Source organism: Kutzneria sp. CA-103260 (assembly GCF_018263855.1).
Taxonomy (GTDB): domain Bacteria; phylum Actinomycetota; class Actinomycetes; order Mycobacteriales; family Pseudonocardiaceae; genus Kutzneria.
Map to the genome: position 1 here is coordinate 4,114,112 of NZ_CP073318.1, position 20,289 is coordinate 4,134,400.

Genomic DNA, 20,289 nt, shown 5'->3' on the forward strand with positions numbered 1-20,289 from the left:
TGCCGACCCCCTGCTGGTGGGATAAGTCCGACGCCGGCTCAGGCATTGCCGTAGCGGTGCACGTCGGCGAAGAAGTCCGGGACCTCGACCAGCGTGCCGTCGGCGCGCACCTCGTCGTAGGCGTGCAGGCCGACGGCGAGGTCGAGCACGCCGAGGCCGAACGGGGAGAAGACCAGCGGCCGGTCGGTCGGCAGCTTCGCCTTGCCCGCCAACACTTCCGGCAGGGTGGCGTGCACGAAGTCCCGGTTGCCGGTGAGCTGCTCGGCCAGGTGCGGCGAGGTGTCGGCCTTGAGGCAGTGGTCGATGTCGTCGAGCACGTTGGTCGCGCCGAGGATGATCTCCGGGGCCAGGTCGCGCAGCGACACGTGCAGCACCACCGGGTTGTGGTCGAACCAGGACGGGTCGGTCACGTGCGGCTTGCCGGCCACGGTGGCGAACACGACCAGGTCGCTGTTGCGGATCAGGTCCTCCGCGCTCTCGCGCACCGTGATCCGCGCGGTGGCGCCGGAACGGCGCAGGTAGTCGGAGAAACCGTTCGCGTGTTCGGCCGACAGGTCGTGCACGCCGATCTCGTCGAAGCTCCAGCCGGTGCCGGCCAGGTAGGTGTGGATGTACCGGGCGATCAGGCCGACGCCGACGAAGCCGACCCGGGCCGGCCGGGTGCGGTCGCGGGTCAGCCAGTCCGCGGCCAGCGCGGCCGAGGCCGCCGTCCGGGTGGCGCTGATGATGGAGCTCTCCATGCAGGCGAACGGATAGCCGGTGTCGTGGTCGTTGAGCACCAGCACGGCCGAGGCCCGCGGAATCCCCGCCGCCACGTTCTCCGGGAAGCTCGAGATCCACTTGATGCCGTCCACCGGACGACGGCCGCCCAGCGCCGCCGGCAGCGCGATGATGCGTGAACTGGGCCTGTCCGGAAAACGAAGAAAGTATGACGGCGGATTCACTGTCTCACCGGCGCCGTGCATGCGGTACGTCGCCTCGACCAGCTCCGTTACCTGCTTCTCGCGCCCGGTGAGCGCACGCTGCACCTGAGCACCGGAAATAACAGCGAACGACGGAATACGAGCCTTTTCAGACATGCACAGCTCCCCGAGTGCCGCCAGTCACGGCACCAGCGCGATTGGTAAAGGCATGACAATCAACCCCGAGCACTTCCCGGGGCGAGAATCACATTTTCAGCGCACCACGAAACGTATCCGGGCACGCGAAGCAGCCACGTCAGTCGGCGCGCCGCCAGAGCGCGTGCGAGCAGGACGTGCACGACAGAAGATCCCCAGCCGGCGGGACACGGGCGCCCGCGGCTCGTCACCCCGCCCGGACCACCCCGGGCGCGGGCCAGACGTCAGGCAGGCGCGGTGACCTGTTCTACGGTCTCCAGGACCAGTAAAACAGCAGGTGACATCTCTACCCCCAGATAGCGACTCGGATACCGCTTCCTCCACGACACCGCTCCCCAGCAGTGCCGGCGTGATCATCGGATGTGTCTGGTTCGACCCGCTCCCGACGAGTCGCACCTAACACGCGGTTTACCCGCATGTCACTCCAGTGATCAATCCGCCATCCATACTTGCCCGCGCTCAAACCTGCGTCAAGGCGACTTCAGGACCGGTCACGCTTTTTCCCGGAAGGTCACGGGCACGCCTCGGGAAGGCGGCATGTAACCGTGACTCTACTGGTCCGCACGGCGCAGCGCCCGTGCACCTTGGGGCAAACTTCACACGTAGCGGTATCGTGCGATCCCGGAAAAAGGGCACGTCAATTTCACCCGTTTACCTTGTCCTTCGGCCGATGCCTCACCTAGCCTGTGCGCGAGGGAGTCTGTCCCGGACGGCAGCGGCGTGAATTCGCCGACGGGGTGCTGTTGTCGATTCGCCCAACCAGCCTTCGCCGGGTGATGGGCACGTCCAACCGCTAGGGGAAGCGAGAGATGGACTACGCGATCTGGGCAGAGGGGCTGCGCAAGCGGTACGGGGACCATGAGGCGCTGACGGGGGTGGACCTGGCCGTGCCCGCGGGCACCGTGCTCGGGGTGCTGGGCCCGAACGGCGCCGGCAAGACCACCACCGTGCGCACGCTGGCCACCTTGCTGCGGCCTGATTCCGGCCAGGCCAAGGTGGCCGGGTACGACGTGCTGACCCAGCCACGGGAGGTGCGCCGGCGCATCGGGCTGGCCGGCCAGTACGCCGCGGTGGACGAGCTGCTCACCGGGCGGGAGAACCTGGTGCTGCTGGGCACTCTGCTGCGGCTGGGCCGCAAACGGGCCCGCGAGCGCAGCACGGAGCTGTTGGAGCGCTTCGAACTCACCGACGCGGCCGACCGGCCGGCCGGCACCTACTCGGGCGGCATGCGGCGGCGGCTGGACCTGGCCACCTGTCTGATCGCCGACCCGCCGGTGGTGTTCCTGGACGAGCCAACGACCGGGCTGGACCCGACCAGCCGGGTGCTGCTGTGGCGGATGGTGCGGGAGCAGGTGGCCGTCGGCACCACGGTGCTGCTGACCACGCAGTACCTGGAGGAAGCCGACCAGTTGGCCGACAGCATCGTGGTCATCGACACCGGCCGGGTCATCGCCGAGGGCACGCCGGACGAGCTCAAGCGCAAGGTCGGCGAGGAGTGGCTGGAGGTCTCGGTGGCCCAGCCGGCCCAGCGGGCCATGGCGTTGGCCGCGCTGGCCAAGGTGTCGGTGGGCGAGCCGAGCGCGTCGGCGGACAGCGGCGTGATCACCGCGCAGCTGCCGGCCGGCATGGGCGCGGTGGCCGCGGCCGCCACGGCCCTGAGCGACGCCGGCGTCGAGGTGGTCGACTTCGCGCTGCGCCGGCCGTCGCTGGACGACGTTTTCTTCACGCTGACAGGGAAATCCTCCGGGGAGGGCGGACAGTCATGAGCCTCGCGCTCGAACGCGGCGTCATCGGCGAGCGGGGTTCGGCCCTCACCGACACCTTCGCGCTGGTGGGCCGGCAGCTGACGCACCTGCGCCGGGCGCCGGGCAAGTTCATCGGCATCGCGATGAACCCGCTGGTGATGATGCTGGTGCTGGGCTACCTGTTCAAGAACTTCATCGTGGTGCCGGGCTCCGGGGACTACCAGGAGTACATCCTGGCCGGCTGCGCCGCCCAGGTCGGGCTGGCCAGCATCGGGCCGTCGGCCATCGGCGTGGCGTCGGACCTGCGCACCGGACTGATGGATCGCCTGCGGTCGCTGCCCATCTCGCGCACCAGTGTCCTGATGGGACGGACACTGTCCGACCTGGTGCTGGCCGCCGGCACTGTGGTCGTGGTGTCGGTGGCCGGCCTGCTGCTGGGCTGGCGGATCCACACCGGACTGTGGGAAGCCCTTGCCGGGTACGGGATCCTGCTGCTGTTCGTGTACACCATGCTGTGGGTCGGCGTGCTGGTCGGGCTGGTGATCCGCACCCTGGAGACCATCGACGCCGTCGGCGCGCTGGTCGTGGTGCTGTTCTCGTTCCTGTCCAGTGCCTTCCTGTCCACCGACGGCATGCCCGACTGGATCCGGCCCATCGCAGCCTGGAACCCGGTCAGCGCCGTGGTGACCGCGTGCCGCGACCTGTGGGGCAACCCGTCCTCGCCGGTGCGCGACGGGCTACCGGCCCAGCACCCGGTGATCGTCGCCCTGGTGAGCCTGGCCGTGATGCTGGCCGTGGTGATCCCGCTGGCGGTCCGCTCGTTCCGCACCGCCGCCGCCCGCTGACGACAGCACAAAACCCGCCACCGCTGGGGAGTGGCGGGTTTTGTGCGGTCAGGGTCAGGGACGCCAGGTGCCGTCGACCGGGATGCCGGCGGCCGCGGCGATGCGGTTGCGGGAGGCCAGCAGACGGGCTCGCAGCGCGGGCAGGTCGACGCCGATCAGCACGCCGTCCCGCTTGACCACGCGGCCGGCGACAAGAACGGTGTCGACCAGGCCCGGATGGCCGGCGGAGACGATGGCGCCGACCGGATCGGTGACCGGGAAAACCGTCGGGTCATCGGCCCGCAGGAGAACGACATCGGCCTCCTTGCCCGGCGTGAGGCTGCCGGTGCGAGCGCCGAGCCCGCACGAGGCGGCCGCGTCGACCGTCACGAACTCCAGCAGATCCCGAGACCGCAGGCCACCGTTCAGGCCGCGCTGCGCGGCGAAGGCGGTCCGCATGGTGGAGAACAGATCGCCAGCGGCAGACGGGACGTCGTCGGCCGACAGCGTCGGGCGCAGGCCGGCGGCCAGCACCCGGCCGGTCTCCGGCCAGCCGAAGCCCATTTTCGCCTCGACGTCCGGGCTGATCGACACCGAGCCGCCGGCCTCGGCCACCAAACGCAGCTCGTCATCGCTGATCCCGTTGGCGTGCACGAAAGTCGTGGTGTCCCACAGCAATCCGTGCTCGCGGAGCTCGGCGACCGGCCGGCCGCCCGACAGCCCGTCGACGTGCACGCTGGTCCGCAGGCCGAGTTCGGCCGCCAGCTTCATGTCCGCGGCCACCACGTCCATTGTGGACTCCCCCGGCCCGCGCAGGCCCAAGGCCATGGTCACCAGGCCGTCCTCGGTCACGCCGGCCCGCACTCGGCGGACCTCGGCCTCGATCGCGTCCTTGGTGCGGTATCCCGCGCCGTAGCAGAAGATCGACCGCCCGGGCACGGCTCGCAGGCCGTCGAGGGCGGCGTCGGCGTGCTCGGGGCTCTGCGCGGCGTGGAACCAGTCCAGCATCGTGGTCACGCCGGAGTGCAGGGCCTCCAGACGGCCGAACAGGTTGCCCAGGTACACGTCCTCGGGCCGGTACTGGGGCTTGAGTGTGCCGTGCATCGCCACGACGTAGTCGTCGAACGTCCAGTCGGCGCCGATGCCGCGGAACGCCGTCTGCCAGGTGTGGCGGTGGTTGTCGACAAAGCCGGGCAGCACGATCCGGTCGGTCGCGTCGATCACCTCGGCGTCCGGGGCGTCGATCCGCTCGGCCACGGCGGCGATCACGCCGTCTTCGACGAGCACGTCGCCGCGGGTGAGATCGCCGACGGCCGGGTCCATGCTGACGACCATGCCGCCAGTGATCAGGGTTTTCATGAGGCGCTGGTCTCCTTCTGCTTGTGGTGAACCTGCTTGTGGTGAACACCGTCCGCCGCGGCCAGGACGTCGGCGATCAGGTCGGGGGTGTCCTCGGTGCCGGCGGCCAGCCGGACCAGGCCCAGCGGAACCCCTGACGCGGCGATCTGTTCCTCGCTGAGCATTCCTCGCCACATTGACGCCGGGTGCACGGCCAGGGACTCCACGCCGCCGAGGCTGGCCGACCGGCGGCTGTAGCGCAGCCGGCCCAGGAACGCGTCGGCCGCCGCGAAACCACCGGTCAGCTCAACCGCGAGCACGCCACCGAAGCCGTTCATCTGCTTGCGCGCCAACGCATGCTGCGGATGGCCGGGCAGACCGGGATAGTGCACGCGGGCCACCGCCGGATGCTTGCTCAGCACCTCGGCCAGAGCCTGGCCGTTGGCATTGTGGCGAGCCACCCGCAGCGGCAGGGTGCGCAAGCCGCGCAGCAGCAGCCAGGCGTCGACCGGACCGAGCACCGCCCCGGTGAGCACGGCGGTGTCCCAGATCCGGTCCAACAGCTCCGCCGATCCGGCCAGCACCCCGGCCGACACGTCGGTGTGGCCGTTGAGGTACTTGGTCGCGCTGTGCCAGACCAGGTCGATCCCGAGGTCGGCCGGCCGCTGGTTCAGCGGCGTGGCGAAGGTGTTGTCGGCCACGGTCAGCACGTTGTTGGCGCGGGCCAGCTCGGCCACCGCCGACAGGTCGGTGACCTGCAACAGCGGATTGCTCGGCGTCTCCACCAGGATCAGCCGGGTCTTCGGCGTCAACGCCCGCGCGAACTGCTCCGGGTCGGTCTGGTCGACCACGGTGGTGGACACTCCCAGCCGTGGCAACAGGTTCAGCAGCACCGACCCGGTGCCGCCGTAGGTCGACTTCTGCCCGATCACATGGTCGCCGGCCGACACCAGGCCCAGCACGGTGGTGGTGAGGGCGGCCATGCCCGAGGCGGTGACCATCGCCGCCTCGGTGTGCTCCAGCTCCGCGACCACCGCCGCGACCTGAGTGTGGTTCGGATTGCCGTATCGGGTGTAGAAGTCGTGGCCCCGGGACTCCACGGCGACCCGCGCGAAGTCGTCCCCGTCGTCGGCCGAGAACGTCGCCGTCTGGTAGATCGGCGGCGCCACGGCGCGGCTGGGGTGGACGTGGCGGTCGGCGTGGACCACGACCGTGCTGCTGCCCGTCATACTGCCCTCCCGTGGATGTCTCTGACACCACGAGAATGGCCAACGGAATGGCCGGAAAGCCCCGATTGCGGCAACTTTGGCAGCAACTAGCGCCTGGATCGGGGCAGGTGGTGTGGTAGGGCGGGGGCTGGCGCAATATCCTGCCAACGTGGATGACGTGGACCGCTCGATACTGGCCGTGCTGGAGCAGGACGGCCGGATCAGCAACGCCGATCTCGCCGCCCGGGTCGGCCTGTCGCCGTCGCCGTGCCTGCGGCGGGTGCGCCGACTGGAGGAGACCGGGGTGATCCGCGGCTACCGGGCGCTGATCGACCCCGCCGCGGTCGGCCGGGGGCTGCGGGTGTTCGCCGGCGTCCGACTGGTGCGGCACGCCCGCGCGGACGTGGTGGCCTTCGAGCAGGCCGTGCTCAAGCTGGACGAGGTGGTGCACAGCCACCACGTCACCGGCAACTACGACTACCTGCTCCAGGTGGAGGTGGCCGACCTGCCGGCGTACGAGGACTTCCACGCCAACCGGCTGGCCAGCCTGCCCGGGGTGGCCGCGGTGAGCAGCTACGTCACGATGAAGACGCTCACGGCTGGCAGTTGAGGCGCAGGCCGCCCCACGGCCACGGCAGTTCGTACACCACGCCACGGCCGCCGGAGCTGACGTAGGCGGTGTCGCCACCGAAGCAGACGTTGGTGACGTACGGGTCTTCGACCGGCGTGACGAACGCGCCGAGCACCTTGCCTTCCGGGCTGATCACGCGGATGCCGGAGCCCGGCAGGTCGGCCACGCACACGTTGCCGGCGGCGTCGACGGCCAGGCCGTCCCACTTCAGGTTCCGGCTGCCCTCGTGCTGGTGGAGGTCGGGCCGTTCGACGAGCTTGCCGGGCCCGGCGATGTCGTAGCACCGGAGGCGGCCGGTGAACGTCTCGGAGGCGTAGAGCCGCGATCCGTCCGGGGACAGACCAGCGCCGTTGGGGATGTGCAAGCCGCCGGCTGCGACGTGGACCGTGCGGGCGACGGGATCACCGTAGTAGAGCATCCCCCGTGTGGTGTCCACGAAGTAGCAGGATCCGTTGGTGTCGAAGACGATGTCGTTGAGGCCGCCGATGCGCTCGCCGTCGCATTCGGTGAACACCGCCTTGACGGCGCCGGTCTCGACGTCGACCCGCCACAGCGTGCCGCCGGTGTTGTCATCGGCCCGGCCGTTGGGACGGCGGACACCGTCGTCGCCGTCGAAGGTGAAGCCACCGCTGTCGCAGACGTAGATCGCTCCATCCGGACCGAACGCGCAACCGTTGGCACCACCGGAGAACTCGGCGACCGTCTCCTTACGACCGTCGGGATGCACCCGTGTCAGCGCACGCCCCTCGATCTCCGGAACGAAGACCGAGCCGTCCGCGCCGACCGACGCCCCTTCGGGAAACCGCAGGCCGTCGGCGATCGCGCGGGCAGTGTCGAACATCGTGTCTCCTAGTCGTTCGAGGGCTCTGCGCCGGTCAGCCCGGGAAGCCACGGACCGCGGTCAGCAAAGCCTCTCGCATCGCCGCCTGATAGACGGAGGACTTCACCTCGGCGTGGAACGCGAAGTGCTCGACGGCCACCCGCAACGCGACGTTGATCATCGCTGCCTGAACGGTGACGGCCAGGTCGGGCTCGGCCAGTCCGGCACGGTCGGCGAGGGCCCGGGCGAAGGCCGGCTCGGCGTCGCGGTGCGCCTCCAGCCAGACCGCGCGCAGGCCCGGTTCGGTGCGGGTCAGGCGAATCAGGCTCCGCACCGTCTTGAGATCGTCGGTGGCGTGCTGGTTCGGCGGGCAAAGCAGGTCCACCAGGTCGGCCGCGTCCTGGTCGCGGCGCCAGGACCGCAGCCGCTCGGCGGTGTGCTCGATGCCGCCGGTCAGCATCGGTGTGACGAAGCTTTCCTTGGTCGGGAAGTAGCGCCACAGGGTGCGGGCGGAGATGCCGGCCGCCTCGGCGATCTCCTCAGCGGTGGTGTCGGCGACCCCCTTGGCCAGGAACAGGTCCACGGCGACGCGAGCCACCTCCAGGCGCGTCTCGGCCTTGCGCCGCTCGGTGAGCGGCGGACGTCCCATCCGCGCCGCTGTCTTCTCGGGCATGTCAAGCACCCTACTACTTTTTGTCGTCGACTGACTATATGGCGCTCCGTGCCAACAAGTTGTACGGTGCACCTATGACACAGAGCGTTGTGGTCACCGGCGGGGGTTCGGGAATCGGAAGGGCGGCGGCACTCCAGTTCGCCGCCGCCGGCGCGAAGGTCGTGATCGCCGATCTCAACGGCGACGCGGCCAAGACCGTGGTCGAGGAGATCACCGCGGCCGGCGGCAAGGCGGTGGAGGTGGTCGGCGACCTGACCGACCAGGCCGTGATCGACCAGGTGGTCGCCACCGCGGTCGAGACCTTCGGCGGCCTGGACGTGCTGGTGAACAACGCCGGCATCGCCGACTCGATGGCCGCCGCCGCGGACGTCACCGACGCCGAATGGCACCGGATCCTGGCCGTCGACCTGACCGCCCCGTTCCTGCTCACCCGGGCGGCGCTGCCGGTCATGCTGGCCAAGGGCAAGGGATCGATCGTCTACACCATCTCCGAGGCCGGGCTGCGCGGCAGCGCCGCCGGCACCGCGTACACCACGGCCAAGCACGGCCTGGTCGGGCTGACCCGGTCGGTGGCGGTCATGTACCGCGACGCCGGCATCCGGGCCAACGCCATCGCGCCCGGCGGCACCCGCACCGGCATCGTCGTCAACGCCGACCCCGAGGGGCACGGCCCTCAGGTCGTCGGCCGGTACCTGCAGCAGAACGTCGGCCGCATCGCCGACGCCGACGAGCAGGCTGCGGCCATCGTCTTCCTCGCCTCCGACGCGGCGTCCAACATCAACGGCGCCGTGCTCCCCGTAGACAACGGCTGGGCCGCCGTCTAACTCTCACGAAGGGCAGGACATTGTCCATTGAACTGGGGTTCGATCCGGCGGCGCTGCGCGCCAAGTACCGGACCGAGCGGGATCGACGCATCCGCCCCGAGGGCTCGGCCCAGTACCAGCCGGCCGGCGACTACGGCGCCGACCCGCACGCCGACCCGGACTTCACCCGGGAACCGTTGCACGACAAGGTGGACGCCGTGGTCGTCGGCGGCGGCTTCGGTGGGCTGCTGGCCGCCGCCCGGCTGCGGCAGGTCGGCGTCGAGCGCATCCGGGTGATCGACAAGGCTGGGGACTTCGGCGGCACCTGGTACTGGAACCGCTACCCCGGCATCCACTGCGACATCGAGTCGTACGTCTACCTGCCGCTGCTGGAAGAACTCGGCTATGTGCCGACGTGGAAGTACGCGCCCGGCGAGGAGATCCGCCAGCACGCCCGGGCCATCGGGCGGCACTTCGACCTGTACCGGGACGCCTGCTTCCAGACCGGTGTCACCGAACTGCGCTGGGACGAGGACGCCTGGCTCGTCTCCACCGACCGGGGCGACCGGATGCGGGCGCGGTACGTCGTGGTGTCCAACGGGACCCTGGACCGGCCCAAGCTGCCGGGCATTCCCGGCATCGAGACGTTCGCCGGCCACACCTTCCACACCAGCCGCTGGGACTACGACTACACCGGCGGCGACGCCGACGGCGGCCTGCACAAGCTGGCCGACAAGCGAATCGCTCTCATCGGCACCGGCGCGACGGCGATCCAGGCCGTGCCGCATCTGGGGCGCGACGCCCGGGAGCTGTACGTCTTCCAGCGCACCCCGTCCACTGTGGACGTTCGCGGCAACCGTCGTACCGACCCGGAGTGGGCGGCGTCCTTGACACCCGGGTGGCAACGGCGGCGGATGGAGAACTTCCTCAACATCGTCGCCGGCGGGCAGGCCGAGTCCGAAGACCTGGTGTCCGACGGCTGGACCTCCAGCGCCCACATGCTGCACAACCTCACGCCCGTCGAAGTTCGCGACACGCTCACCGCTGCCGAGCGGGAACTGGCCGACGAAATCGCCGACTTCCAGAAGATGAACCAGATCCGGGGCCGCGTCACGGACATCGTCCAGGATCCGGCCACCGCCGCCCTGCTCGAACCGTGGTACCGCTACATGTGCAAGCGGCCCACGTTCAGCGACGAATACCTCCAGACCTTCAACCGCCCCAACGTCACCCTCGTCGACACCGCCGACCACGGCGGCGTCGACCGCATCACCCCGCGATCCCTCGTCGTCGGCGACCGCGAATACGAAGTCGACTGCATCATCTTCGCCACCGGCTTCAGCGTCGGCATGTCCGACGTCCTCACCGGCCAACTGCCCGTGCACGGACGCGGCGGCACCACGCTTCGTGAACACTGGGGCCGTGGACTCCGCACCCTGCATGGGTTCTACAGCGACGGCTTCCCCAACCTGTTCCTCATGGGTGGGTTGCAGAACGCTGCGGCGGTGAACTTCGTGCACATCCTCGACGAGCAGGCGGGGCACATCGCTGAGGTTGTTCGGGAGGCGGAGAAGCGGGGGGCTCGGCGGGTGGAGCCGAGTAGCGCGGCGGTGGAGGCGTGGCAGGAAGCGTTGGGCGAGAACGCTGAGACGCTGTACAAGTTTCACGCCGAGTGCACGCCGGGGTACTACAACAACGAGGGTATGCCACGGATGCGACAGGGGTACGGAAAGGGAGCGGTTGCGTTTCATGCGCTGTTGAGGGAATGGCGGGAGAGCGGGGGGATGGAGGAGGTTATGGCGGGGTAGGGGGCGGAGCGTTTGGGGTGACACGGGGCAGGGGCATGGCTTGACAGGGGAATAGTTTGACGAGGGTCGGGGGCGTTTATTGTCTTAGCGAGTTCCCTTGGTTTCTCCGGGTGGATTTTGCGTGGAGCCTCTGGACGATGGCAGTCGAGGCAAAACGAGGGCAGGCTGTGCCTGCCTCGAATCGCGGACGAGCTTATGCCATCGCCCCCTCCACGCAAAATCCACCCTCCGAGGTAAGGGGCGGGGGTTCTTGGGGTGGGATGGTCGGGAAAAGGTTTTCTTTGCAGACTTGAGTTCACCCGTTAGTGATTCGAGTTCGATCATGTGTGCGAGTATTCTGGAGGCATGAAGGAAATCACCCGAGAGCTGGAGTCCATGGAACCCGCAGGGGTCATGGTGGACCTGCTCCTGGGTGTGGATGTCGAGGGCCTTACCGATGATCAGAAGCTCACTCTGCTTATCGTGGCTCGTAAGGCCATGGCGGCTCTCCACTACGTCGAGCTCAGCCTGATTCGGGGAATCGAGGACACCGCCGAGATCGCCATGGCGACTCACGAGCCGGAGCAGTCGGTGGTTCGTCAGAAGGAATACAGCGACGTCCTGGACCGGCTACCCCGATGTGCGGAACTGTTGAGACGTGGGGAGATCGATGCCCGTCGGCTCAAGACGGTGGATGACCGGGTGGTGCACCTGACCGACCCTGAACTGGTGGCTCAGGTGGATGAGGCCCTGGCGGACGTGGCCCCCGGCCTGACCCGCACTCAACTGGCCCGCCGGGCCACCAAGGCCGTGGCGGAGGCTGACCCTCTCGGCTATGACCAGCGCCGGCTGAAGGCCCGCGAGGACCGGCGAGTCGAGTTCACCCCGCTACCCGACGGCATGGCCCAGCTCAGCATCATCCTGCCAGCCATCGACGCCCGCCAGGCCTACGACCTCCTGACTCAGGATGCCCGGGCCCTGGTCAAAGACGACCGCACCACCGACCAGAAACGAGCCGACGCCTTCCTGGACCGCTTCCTCGGCTACGGGGTGGACCGCAAGGTCAAAGTCCACGTCACCATCTCACTGGAGACCCTGATGGGGTTGACCGAAGACCCCGGTCTGCTCGACGGGTACGGCCCGATCGCCGCCGACTCCGCCCGCGAACTGGCCATGCACGGCCCCTGGCGCGGATTCCTCCTCGACGAGTACGACCGCGCCGACGCCTTGAGCAGGGAGAAGTACCGCCCCACCGCCAGAATCAAAGAATTCTCCGAGCTCAGCGCCGGCGGAGTCTGCTCCGCCCCCGGCTGCACCACACCCATTCAGGAGATCGACCACACCACCCCCTGGCCCCAGGGCAAAACCTCCGCCAACCAACTCAAGGGCTACTGCACCCATCACCACCACCTGAAGCATGGCAACTACACGGCAACTCTGGACAAAGGCGGAACCCTGCACTGGGTCACTCCACAAGGCCGCCACTACACCACCCGGCCCCATCAATACTGACCACCCGTTCCTTGACAACTCCACAGCGAAACAGCACCCGACAAGGAGGAAGAACTGGCCGGCGAAGGGCGGGACCAGAAAGCCAGGAAGAGGGTGGCGAGAAGGCCGCCCAAGCGAAGAGCGGGAGATGAATGCAGCAGGGGCCAGGAAAAGGTGAAGGGGATCCAAATCTAGCCAAAGCGCCAGCGCCGAAAAGCGCGACCGCCCCAGCAACCCCCACCCCTTACCTCGGAGGGTGGATTTTGCGTGGAGGGGGGCGATGGCATAAGCTGCCGACGATCGAGGCAGGCGCAGCCTGCCCGCTTCTTTGCCTCGACTGCCATCGCCCAGAGGCTCCACGCAAAATCCACCCGGAGCCACCCCAAAAAAACACCCCACCCCCGCCCACTCCACACATCCCACACACACCCAAAACCCACCCGCAACCCCTACACCTCAGGACAACTCCCCGTCTCCGCCTTCAACGTCAACAAATAGGCATCCTCCACCGCCCGCGTACAACTGCTGCGGGTATACACATCGTGCCCCGTGCCCTCATAGGTCAACAGCACCGTGTTCCCCGGCGCCTGCCGGTGAATGTCGAGCGCCCACGCATAGGACGTCGCCGGATCGTGCCGGGAGTTCATCAGCAGGATGGTGGGCGCGTGCGACAGGTCGAGGCGATGCGGCGGGTTGGCCGGCGGGCCGGGAATGCCGATGCAGGCGGTGGCTTCGTCGTGGCCGATCGGGCTGCCCTGCATGATCGGCGCGTGCCGGAGCTCCTCCGCCCGTAGCCGCGAGTACTGGGCGAAGTCCTTGATACGCAACGAGAAATCCTGGCACACGGTGGCGAGCCGGATCGACGGGTAGTTGTACTCGAACTGCGGGGTGACCCGATGCCCGCCGGCCGCCTGGTCGGCGATCATCTGGGCGACGGCGGCGAAGTTCGGCCCGTACAGGGTGTTGAACACGATCCCGCGGAAGTCCAACTGGCCGGCGGCCTGGAGGGCCTGCTGCCAGACGGCCACGACGTCCTGACCGTGCAGCACGCAGGTTTCGTTGGTGTCGCACCACTTCACGAACTGCGTGAACACGTCCTCGGCGGTGTCGGCGCGGTCGGTGATGAACTTCTCAAGGCTGACGCTGTGGTCCATGTTGCTGTCCAGCACCATGGCGCGGACGTGGTCGCCGTACATCTCGGCGTACTGCTGGCCGAGCAGTGTGCCGTAGGAGATGCCGTTGTAGCTGATCTTCTGCTCCCCCAGCGCCCGCCGCACCGCGTCCATGTCCCGAGCGCCGATCGCCGTGTTGGCGTAGTCGAAGATCGGGCTGTTGTCCTTGCGGCACTGGGAGATGACCTGCTGGTTGTACGCCCGCAGCGCCTCGAACTCGGCCGGGGTGGTCGGATCGTCGCTGGGCTCCGGGGTCGGGAAGTCGCAGCGGATGATGCTGCTGCCCTGGGTGCCCCGCTCGTCGACGCCCACGATGTCGAAGTCGGCCTCGACCTGCGGGCTGAAGTATCCCGTGAACAGCGCGAACTCGGCGTTGGACGAGCCCGGGCCGCCGGGGTTGACCATCAGCACGCCTTTGCGGTGCGCCGGATCCGTCGCCTTGTGCCGGGCCACCGCCAGCGTTGTCGTCGGCCCCCACGGCTTGTTCCAGTCCAACGGCACCGCCAGCGTGCCGCAATCGCTGTCCGGGGGATTGTCCGGACATGGACCCCAGGTGATCGACGTCCAGGCCGGCTGCGCCGCCGCGACCGCCGACCCGGTCAGCAGGAAGATGATCGACAGAACCGCCGCCAACGCCCGCATCGGCGCCTCCCCAGCTCGAAGATCGCCCGACCGTAGAATCACCGCCTACGGGACGCAAGGGTCGAAAGGGCAACCGCTTTCCCTCGCGGACAGGCGGTTCGTTCAGATCAACGGGTCGTCCGGCAGTCCGGCCAACGGCCGGTCGCCCGCGGTGAGCAGGAAGTCGACCAGCTCGAACAGCCAGGACCAGTCCTCGGCCTCGGTGTTGTGGTCGTCGGCCGAGGTCCGCAGCGCGTCCAGCAGCCACGCCCACGCGATGCGGTGCTCCTCGTTGCGGAAGACCATCACGTTGTCCCGGACCGGCATGTCGGCCAGCAGCGAACCGGCCACGGCCCGGATGTCCCGGCCGTCGCCGCCCAGGCTGATCCGGTCGCGGTAGTCGACGATGGCCTCGCGTATCCACCGAATCTGCCACGGGGCCAAAACGCAGATGACTTTCTCCCCGCACCGATCCCAGTTGATCACGTCGTGCCTCGCCCTCGTGTCGACCGCGGTGGCGTCCCATGGTGCCAGCCGTTCCGCCGTCGACCCAGCAGCTCTGCCCGAAGTGTCACCAATCCCGCCCGGCCACTCCTGTCCGGCTACCCGGAAGTCCCAGGCCAGGCGACCTCGGTGGCCCAACCGGTGCGGCCACCGCCGTGCAGCACCTCAACCTCCCCAAGACCGGTCAGGCGACCGGAACCATCCGGGTGCACGGTCAGCGTGCGGCTCGTGAACGAACCACCGCCGCCGCAGCGCAGTCGGCCGTCGGCGGTCGGTTCGACACCGAGCAACCGGAGGTAGCCGAGCAGTGGCTGGGCGTGGCTGTGCAGGTTGGCGACGGGATAGGCCTGCATGGCCGCGCCGAGGTCGGGCAGCACCCACGTCTCGCCCGGACGGGCACTCTCCGGTTCCAGATAGGAGTCCGGCCCGGACAGCACGCCGGACCAGATGCCGGGATAGGCGGTGGCATGGGCGTGCAGGCTCATTCGCCGCCACTCGTCCCACGCCAGGTCCGGGCCATAGCGGGCGGCGGCCCAGATCAGGGTCATGTTGATGGACAGCCAGATCGGGCCGGGACGGCGGATCCGGGCGCCGAGGGGCGAGCCGGCCCGGCAGGTCTCGTCGATGGTGGCCAGCAGGGCCCGCGCCCGCGCCGGATCGGCGGCGCCGCAGAGCATCGCCCACGGCTGCACTTCCAGCCACAGGGCGTCCTCGCCGACCACGGCGTCGGGTCCGTAGGCCCGCCGGAACCATCGGCCGTTCCACTCCTCGGCCACCCGCAGGCGAAGGTCCTCGGCGTACGAAAGCGCCGCCGCGGCGGTGACCGGGTCGCCGAGCCGCGAGGCCAGGCCGGCGTACACGGGCAGCACCCAAGCGGCCATCGCCGAGTTGAGCACCGACTCGCCGCGCTCGACCATCAGTTCTCTGTCCACTCCGGACTCACTGATGGCCAGGTCGTTCCAGTCGGCGTTGAGGATCCGCACGTGCCCGTGCTCCCCCAGGCCGACCTCGTCGACGAAGAACCGGAACCGCCGCCGGAGGTTCTCGGCCAGCGGCACCGGCTCGGCCCCGTGGCAGGGGTGGTACGGCACCGGCTGCGCGAAAGCCGCGAGATCGCCGGTGGCCGCCGCGTACTCGGCAGCCAGCCACAGCGCCCACAAGTTCTGGTCGGACGGTCGAAATGCCTGTGTCCACGGCTGTTTGCGGCCGTCCAGCGCATACGGCAGGTCACCGTCCGGGCTGCCCCAGGAACAAGTGTTGCGCAGCACGGAAAGCGCGAGATCCGGTTCGAGGTAGACCAGCGGCAGCGCGTGCTGCAACGGATCCCGGGCCGCGCCGTTGAAGCCGTGCCGGAACGAGTAGGCCGATCCCTGGTCGAGGGTGTGCCCGCCGAGCACGCCGTCCACGCACGCGCCCCCGGTGAGCAGGGCCGCGTGCCACGGGATCTCCCGGGCCGCCTCCGGGGCCCGCTCCGCCGTCGCCGCCGGCAGCCTTTCCCGTAACAGAGCCAGACTTCTGTCGTACAGACCCGCCGCGTCGACCAGCGCCGAACCGTCGTCCACGCCGAACCGGAACCAGACCGTGCTACGACCGCCCGGCGGCAGGTCGAGCTCCACCGTCACGGACAGCGGCCCGGACTCCGTCACCACCCGCGAGCCGCCAACCTGCTCCAACAGCACCGCCGGCCCATCATCAACCGCGGGTTCCACGGCGGGACCGAACTCCAGGCTGACCACGCGTGGCTGAACCGACCACTGCTCGATCAGCTTGCCGCGCAACGCCTTCTCGCTGAACACGTCGACCCGGATCAGGAGCCACGGCGCTTCTCCTTCCGGGCACAGCACCGTGCGCTCCAGCCGCACGCCGTCGCTGACCACCGCCACCCGGGAAAACGTCGGCCCGAACAGCCTGTCCGCCGCGCTTGCGGTCGACAACTCCCCCAGCCGGCTCACGCCTGTGTGCTCGGCCAGCCACCGGCAGCCCGTGTGTTCGTCCCACACGCCGCTGAGCCCGTCGCTGTCGGCCACCAGCGTGATCCGCCGGTTGCCGACGTGCACCCAGTGCCGATCGCACGGCGGATCGAGGATCCGGTCCCACACCACGCGCCCGGCCCGGTAGTCGAACGCCGGCAGGCCTTCGGCTGTCGTCCACTCCCCGAACGCGCTCATGCCAACCGGTGTACCACGGCTATCCCAGGTGCCCACAGACCGTGCAGTCCGTCACCCGATCCCACCGTTCGCACTCGCGCAGTTGGAAGTCCGCGAACGGCAGCTCCATCATCCGGCCCAGCGCGGCCGGCGGCGCGATGCCCGTGATCAGGCGGGTCACCTCGCCGATGAGCAGGCCGGTGGTCATGGTGACGAGCGGACAGAACGCGGCGTTGTCACCGCCGATGTTGCGCCGGCGCTTCTCGGTCAGCAGGCCGGCGGACACCGGATCCACCTGGTAGACCTGCGTCCGCCAGCACTCCACGCAGCCGCTCTGACCGGGGATCACGGTGTAGTAGACGGCGCGCTGGGTCTCCAGACCGCCGGTGACCAGCGGCACCCCGGCCCGCACGCAGCCGGCGTTGATCCACTGCGCGAGCTCCATCTTGGGCCGGTCGGCGACGGCGATCACCACGTCGGCGCCGTCCACGATGCGCTCCACGTCCTCGGTGGACTCGATCCGGCCGGGCCGCTTCTCGATCTCGATGCGCGGGTTGAACTCCTGGACCCGCGCCGTGGCCAGGTCGATCTTGGCCTGGCCGATGTCGCCGTCCCGGTACAGGATCTGCCGGTTGAGGTTGGACAGCTCGACCCGGTCGAACTCGCTGACCCGCACGTGCCCCGCGCCCATGGCGGCGAGGTCGAGCAGGATGTGCGAGCCCAGGCCGCCCAGGCCCAGCAGCACGATCCGGGCGTCCCGGAGTTTGCGCTGGTACTCGTACTTGTTCTCGTCCAGGCTCACGTAGGAGCCGAAGAAGTTGAAGTTGCGCTCCCAGCGCCCGATCTCGTACTCGTCGAACAGGCCCTCGGCGGTGACCGCCCCGTTCTGCAGGAAGCCCGCCTTGTCGAACTGGTCGATGGCGGTCCGCACCTCGTCCAGGGTCACCCGCGGGTACCGGGCCGCGACCCCCGCGTGCAGCTCGGCCACGGTGCGGGTGCCGTCGAGCAGGTCGAACAGCAGCCGGATGGACCCCTCCGGGTCCGGGATCTCCGTCGCCTCGCCGTAGCCGCCGACGTAGATGGTGTCGTCCAGCACGAAGATGGGCGAAGTGTGCTTGAGCTGGGGGAGAACGTCTGCAGCCATGGCGGGATCTCTCCGGTATACGATCGGCCAGGTGGTTCCTGGTGGACGGTAGAGTCGTCCACCAGGAACCCGTCTCGGTCCTGCTCAGCCCTCGTTGGACTGACCGGCGATGCTGGTCTTGCGCACGCGCAGGGCAACGGTCATGGCGGGTCACCTCCTTCCTGCGATGGGGGGTCGGCCCGTGGGGGATCCGGGCGGGCCATAGGGGAAGTCGTCGCGAGGTCGGCGAACTCGTCGACCTCGACGGAGAGCTCGTCCAGGCCACGGTGCCAGCTCTGCTCGGTGTCCAGCCGCAGTCCCAGGGACGCGAACAGGTCGGCCGGCGGCCGGCTCGCCCCGGCGCGCAGCATGTCCTGGTAGCGCCGGGCGAATCCGTCGGGGTCGGCCCGGTGCGACGCGCGCAGGGCCTGCGCGGCCAGCTGACCGAAGACGTAGGCCGGCAGCTCGCCGGGCGCCAGGAAGAAGCTGTCCAGGTAGCTCCACCAGTGGGCGTAGCCGGGCGTGAGCGTGACCGCGTCGCCGTAGAGTTTTTCCTGGCCGGCCAACCACATGCCGGACAGGTCGGCGGCGTCCAGGGACCGCCCCTGCCACGCCGCGGTGTGCACCTGGTGCTCGAACTCGTGCAACGTGGCCTGCCGGAAGACCGCGGTCAGGCGGTCCTCGACCAGCCGGGCCGCCACCGCCAGCCGCTCGTCCGCGTCGGTGAGCTGGCCGAGCAAGGCCTGGGCCACCAGGGTTTCCGCGAACAGGCCGACGGATTCGGCCACGATCGGCTGCGAAGTGGCGTTCAGCGCGCCGTGCTGGGCGGACAGACGCGTGTGCACGCCATGCGCCAGCTCATGGCCCAGGGTGAGCGCGTCCCGCAGCGTGCCGGTGAAGTTCATCAGCACCAGGGCGTAGCCGCCGGGCGCGCTGAACGTCTTGGCGCTGCGCGGCTTGCCCGGCCGGGGCGCCGCGTCGACCGCGCCGTCGGCCAGCAGTTGCCGGGCGGTGTCCACGAATTCGGGGCCAAGGGCCGTGAACGCGGACAGCACCACGGACACCGCGTCCGTCCACTCCAGACTGATCAGCCCGGGGCCGACCGGCGCGTAGCGGTCGGTCTCGTCGAGGGTTCGTCCGAACAGCCTTGCCTTGCCACGGTAGTAGCGGTGCACGATCTCGCCGCGAGCGCGCACAGCGGCCAGCAGGGCGTCGAGTTCGGCGGCCGAGAACTGGTTGTCCACCCGCTGGTCGTGCAACCAGTCCGGCGTCTTGCGCAGCTGGCTCTCCAGCGCCTGCGCCCGGGCCAGCGCCATCAGCGCGGTCGCCCGCAGGTCCACCTCAGCGGTCAGCGCGTCCGAGACGGCTACGCAGCGCCGCCGGCGCACGGTCCGGTCGGGCTGGTAGAGCGAGCTCAACGCCTCGCCGAGGCTGAGTGTGTCCTCGCCGTCAGTAATGCTGATGCGGCCGAGCAGCTGCCGGGCCAGCCTGGTCCACGCGGCGCTGCCGGCCTGTTCGAGCCGGGGCAGCAGGTCGGGCGCCGGTTCGGCGGCGACCCCGGCCCGGACCTTGCGAACGTAATTCGCATAGGCCGCCACTTCGGAATCCGACAGCAGCCGGGCGACATGGGCGTCACCGAAGGCCGCGATCTCCTGTTCGAAAAAGGACGCCTCCTCGGCGAGCAGGGCGAACAGGTCGTCGCATTGGTCCAGCAGTTCCGCCGCGCCGGCGTCATCGAATGCGTCGACGGCCTCCGCGTACGTCGCGAAGAGCAGGGCATCTCCCAGCAGATCCTCGCAATCGCGACAGGCCTGGGCAAAAGAGCCACCAGCGAGCTCCGCGATCCGTCCTCGATAGCGTGTGACGAAGTCCTGAACCTTGGCGGCGACCACGTCGGGGAGGCCGAGGACCACGTCGGCCGCCGGGAAAACATGCTCGAACCGCCATCGGGGCAGCAGCTCGGAGCGCACGGGCACAGATTCCGCCGTAGCGATCGCCAATCCCTCCCCTCATGGTGATCGGACGCCACACAAGACCAGAGGAAGCCGACTCACACCCTCGAATATCACCGTCGCAGAGTTCGACGGAATACGGGCCGCTCACCCTCCCCATTCGGGCTCACATCACCCCAGACCCGCATATGCGAGATTAACCAGAACTTGCGACGGAAACAAGGGGACGCCTGTGCCACTCCCCCGGGCGTCAGGGTATTACGCCACACGCACACCGAAATGGTCACGCGATCCACCGAGTCCGAGCTGGTAGGAACGACACCATTGGCGTA

General features: G+C 69.1%; 16 protein-coding genes. 6 read left to right on the forward strand and 10 right to left on the reverse strand.

The features are described from left to right. Window positions 1–38: 38 nt before the first annotated feature. The gene (sbnB, locus tag JJ691_RS17530; RefSeq protein WP_211769820.1) at window positions 39–1,079 is read right to left on the reverse strand and encodes a 2,3-diaminopropionate biosynthesis protein SbnB; all 1,041 of its coding nucleotides are present in this window, start codon (window positions 1,077–1,079) and stop codon (window positions 39–41) included. A gap of 848 nt (window positions 1,080–1,927) precedes the next feature. Between sbnB and JJ691_RS17535 the strand changes: the two genes are divergently transcribed. Together JJ691_RS17535 and JJ691_RS17540 are read left to right on the forward strand one after the other, a co-directional pair. Beyond that, entirely contained in the window at window positions 1,928–2,884 is a 957-nt protein-coding gene (locus JJ691_RS17535; protein WP_211769821.1) for an ATP-binding cassette domain-containing protein, read from the forward strand. Continuing rightward, window positions 2,881–3,708 carry an ABC transporter permease gene (locus JJ691_RS17540; protein WP_211769822.1) on the forward strand — a complete coding sequence of 276 codons (828 nt, stop codon included), beginning with the start codon at window positions 2,881–2,883 and terminating at the stop codon, window positions 3,706–3,708. The genes JJ691_RS17535 and JJ691_RS17540 overlap by 4 nt, the downstream gene beginning before the upstream one ends. Window positions 3,709–3,762: 54 nt before the next feature. Here JJ691_RS17540 and JJ691_RS17545 read toward each other — a convergent pair whose 3' ends face one another. Beyond that, the gene (locus JJ691_RS17545; RefSeq protein WP_211769823.1) at window positions 3,763–5,046 is read right to left on the reverse strand and encodes an amidohydrolase family protein; all 1,284 of its coding nucleotides are present in this window, start codon (window positions 5,044–5,046) and stop codon (window positions 3,763–3,765) included. Beyond that, window positions 5,043–6,254, reverse strand: a complete 1,212-nt coding sequence (locus tag JJ691_RS17550) for a trans-sulfuration enzyme family protein (protein WP_211769824.1) — start codon at window positions 6,252–6,254, stop codon at window positions 5,043–5,045. The genes JJ691_RS17545 and JJ691_RS17550 overlap by 4 nt, the downstream gene beginning before the upstream one ends. 148 nt (window positions 6,255–6,402) lie before the next feature. Here JJ691_RS17550 and JJ691_RS17555 point away from each other — a divergent pair, with 148 nt between their 5' ends. Continuing rightward, a complete protein-coding gene (locus JJ691_RS17555) occupies window positions 6,403–6,843 on the forward strand; it encodes an Lrp/AsnC family transcriptional regulator (RefSeq protein ID WP_211769825.1) in 441 nt (146 codons plus the stop codon). On the opposite strand, the gene JJ691_RS17560 is transcribed toward JJ691_RS17555, so the two are convergent. Beyond that, window positions 6,827–7,705: an SMP-30/gluconolactonase/LRE family protein gene (locus JJ691_RS17560; protein WP_211769826.1), complete on the reverse strand. Its 879-nt coding sequence runs from the start codon at window positions 7,703–7,705 to the stop codon at window positions 6,827–6,829. The two genes, JJ691_RS17555 and JJ691_RS17560, sit on opposite strands and share 17 nt — an antisense overlap. A 34-nt stretch (window positions 7,706–7,739) precedes the next feature. After that, a complete protein-coding gene (locus JJ691_RS17565) occupies window positions 7,740–8,357 on the reverse strand; it encodes a TetR/AcrR family transcriptional regulator (protein ID WP_211769827.1) in 618 nt (205 codons plus the stop codon). 74 nt (window positions 8,358–8,431) lie between these two features. Between JJ691_RS17565 and JJ691_RS17570 the strand changes: the two genes are divergently transcribed. From JJ691_RS17570 to JJ691_RS17580, 3 genes are all read left to right on the forward strand, one after another. Then, a complete protein-coding gene (locus JJ691_RS17570; protein ID WP_211769828.1) occupies window positions 8,432–9,181 on the forward strand; it encodes an SDR family NAD(P)-dependent oxidoreductase in 750 nt (249 codons plus the stop codon). A gap of 20 nt (window positions 9,182–9,201) precedes the next feature. Then, entirely contained in the window at window positions 9,202–10,968 is a 1,767-nt protein-coding gene (locus JJ691_RS17575) for a flavin-containing monooxygenase (RefSeq protein ID WP_249228000.1), read from the forward strand. Between the two features lie 345 nt (window positions 10,969–11,313). Further along, on the forward strand, window positions 11,314–12,459 hold the full coding sequence (locus JJ691_RS17580; protein WP_211769829.1) for a DUF222 domain-containing protein: 1,146 nt from the start codon (window positions 11,314–11,316) through the stop codon (window positions 12,457–12,459). Between the two features lie 428 nt (window positions 12,460–12,887). On the opposite strand, the gene JJ691_RS17585 is transcribed toward JJ691_RS17580, so the two are convergent. The 5 genes from JJ691_RS17585 to JJ691_RS17605 form a co-directional block, all read right to left on the reverse strand. Beyond that, window positions 12,888–14,252 (reverse strand): alpha/beta hydrolase, encoded by a 1,365-nt coding sequence (locus JJ691_RS17585; protein WP_211769830.1) that lies wholly within the window; start codon window positions 14,250–14,252, stop codon window positions 12,888–12,890. A gap of 102 nt (window positions 14,253–14,354) precedes the next feature. Continuing rightward, entirely contained in the window at window positions 14,355–14,717 is a 363-nt protein-coding gene (locus tag JJ691_RS17590; protein ID WP_211769831.1) for a hypothetical protein, read from the reverse strand. Window positions 14,718–14,833: 116 nt separating this feature from the next. Beyond that, window positions 14,834–16,903, reverse strand: a complete 2,070-nt coding sequence (locus JJ691_RS17595; RefSeq protein ID WP_211769832.1) for a GH36-type glycosyl hydrolase domain-containing protein — start codon at window positions 16,901–16,903, stop codon at window positions 14,834–14,836. A gap of 19 nt (window positions 16,904–16,922) precedes the next feature. After that, the gene (locus JJ691_RS17600) at window positions 16,923–18,026 is read right to left on the reverse strand and encodes a HesA/MoeB/ThiF family protein (RefSeq protein WP_211769833.1); all 1,104 of its coding nucleotides are present in this window, start codon (window positions 18,024–18,026) and stop codon (window positions 16,923–16,925) included. Window positions 18,027–18,166: 140 nt separating this feature from the next. Next, the gene (locus tag JJ691_RS17605; protein WP_211769834.1) at window positions 18,167–19,981 is read right to left on the reverse strand and encodes a M3 family metallopeptidase; all 1,815 of its coding nucleotides are present in this window, start codon (window positions 19,979–19,981) and stop codon (window positions 18,167–18,169) included. Window positions 19,982–20,289 lie beyond the last annotated feature (308 nt).

Coding starts and splice junctions, on each gene's coding strand:
- JJ691_RS17550 (WP_211769824.1), bottom strand. CDS start 6,254: ATGACGGGCAGCAGCACGGTCGTGGTCCACGCCGACCGCCACGTCCAC.
- JJ691_RS17580 (WP_211769829.1), top strand. CDS start 11,314: ATGAAGGAAATCACCCGAGAGCTGGAGTCCATGGAACCCGCAGGGGTC.
- JJ691_RS17595 (WP_211769832.1), bottom strand. CDS start 16,903: ATGAGCGCGTTCGGGGAGTGGACGACAGCCGAAGGCCTGCCGGCGTTC.
- JJ691_RS17585 (WP_211769830.1), bottom strand. CDS start 14,252: ATGCGGGCGTTGGCGGCGGTTCTGTCGATCATCTTCCTGCTGACCGGG.
- JJ691_RS17570 (WP_211769828.1), top strand. CDS start 8,432: ATGACACAGAGCGTTGTGGTCACCGGCGGGGGTTCGGGAATCGGAAGG.
- JJ691_RS17545 (WP_211769823.1), bottom strand. CDS start 5,046: ATGAAAACCCTGATCACTGGCGGCATGGTCGTCAGCATGGACCCGGCC.
- JJ691_RS17565 (WP_211769827.1), bottom strand. CDS start 8,357: ATGCCCGAGAAGACAGCGGCGCGGATGGGACGTCCGCCGCTCACCGAG.
- JJ691_RS17600 (WP_211769833.1), bottom strand. CDS start 18,026: ATGGCTGCAGACGTTCTCCCCCAGCTCAAGCACACTTCGCCCATCTTC.
- JJ691_RS17540 (WP_211769822.1), top strand. CDS start 2,881: ATGAGCCTCGCGCTCGAACGCGGCGTCATCGGCGAGCGGGGTTCGGCC.
- JJ691_RS17560 (WP_211769826.1), bottom strand. CDS start 7,705: ATGTTCGACACTGCCCGCGCGATCGCCGACGGCCTGCGGTTTCCCGAA.
- sbnB (WP_211769820.1), bottom strand. CDS start 1,079: ATGTCTGAAAAGGCTCGTATTCCGTCGTTCGCTGTTATTTCCGGTGCT.
- JJ691_RS17535 (WP_211769821.1), top strand. CDS start 1,928: ATGGACTACGCGATCTGGGCAGAGGGGCTGCGCAAGCGGTACGGGGAC.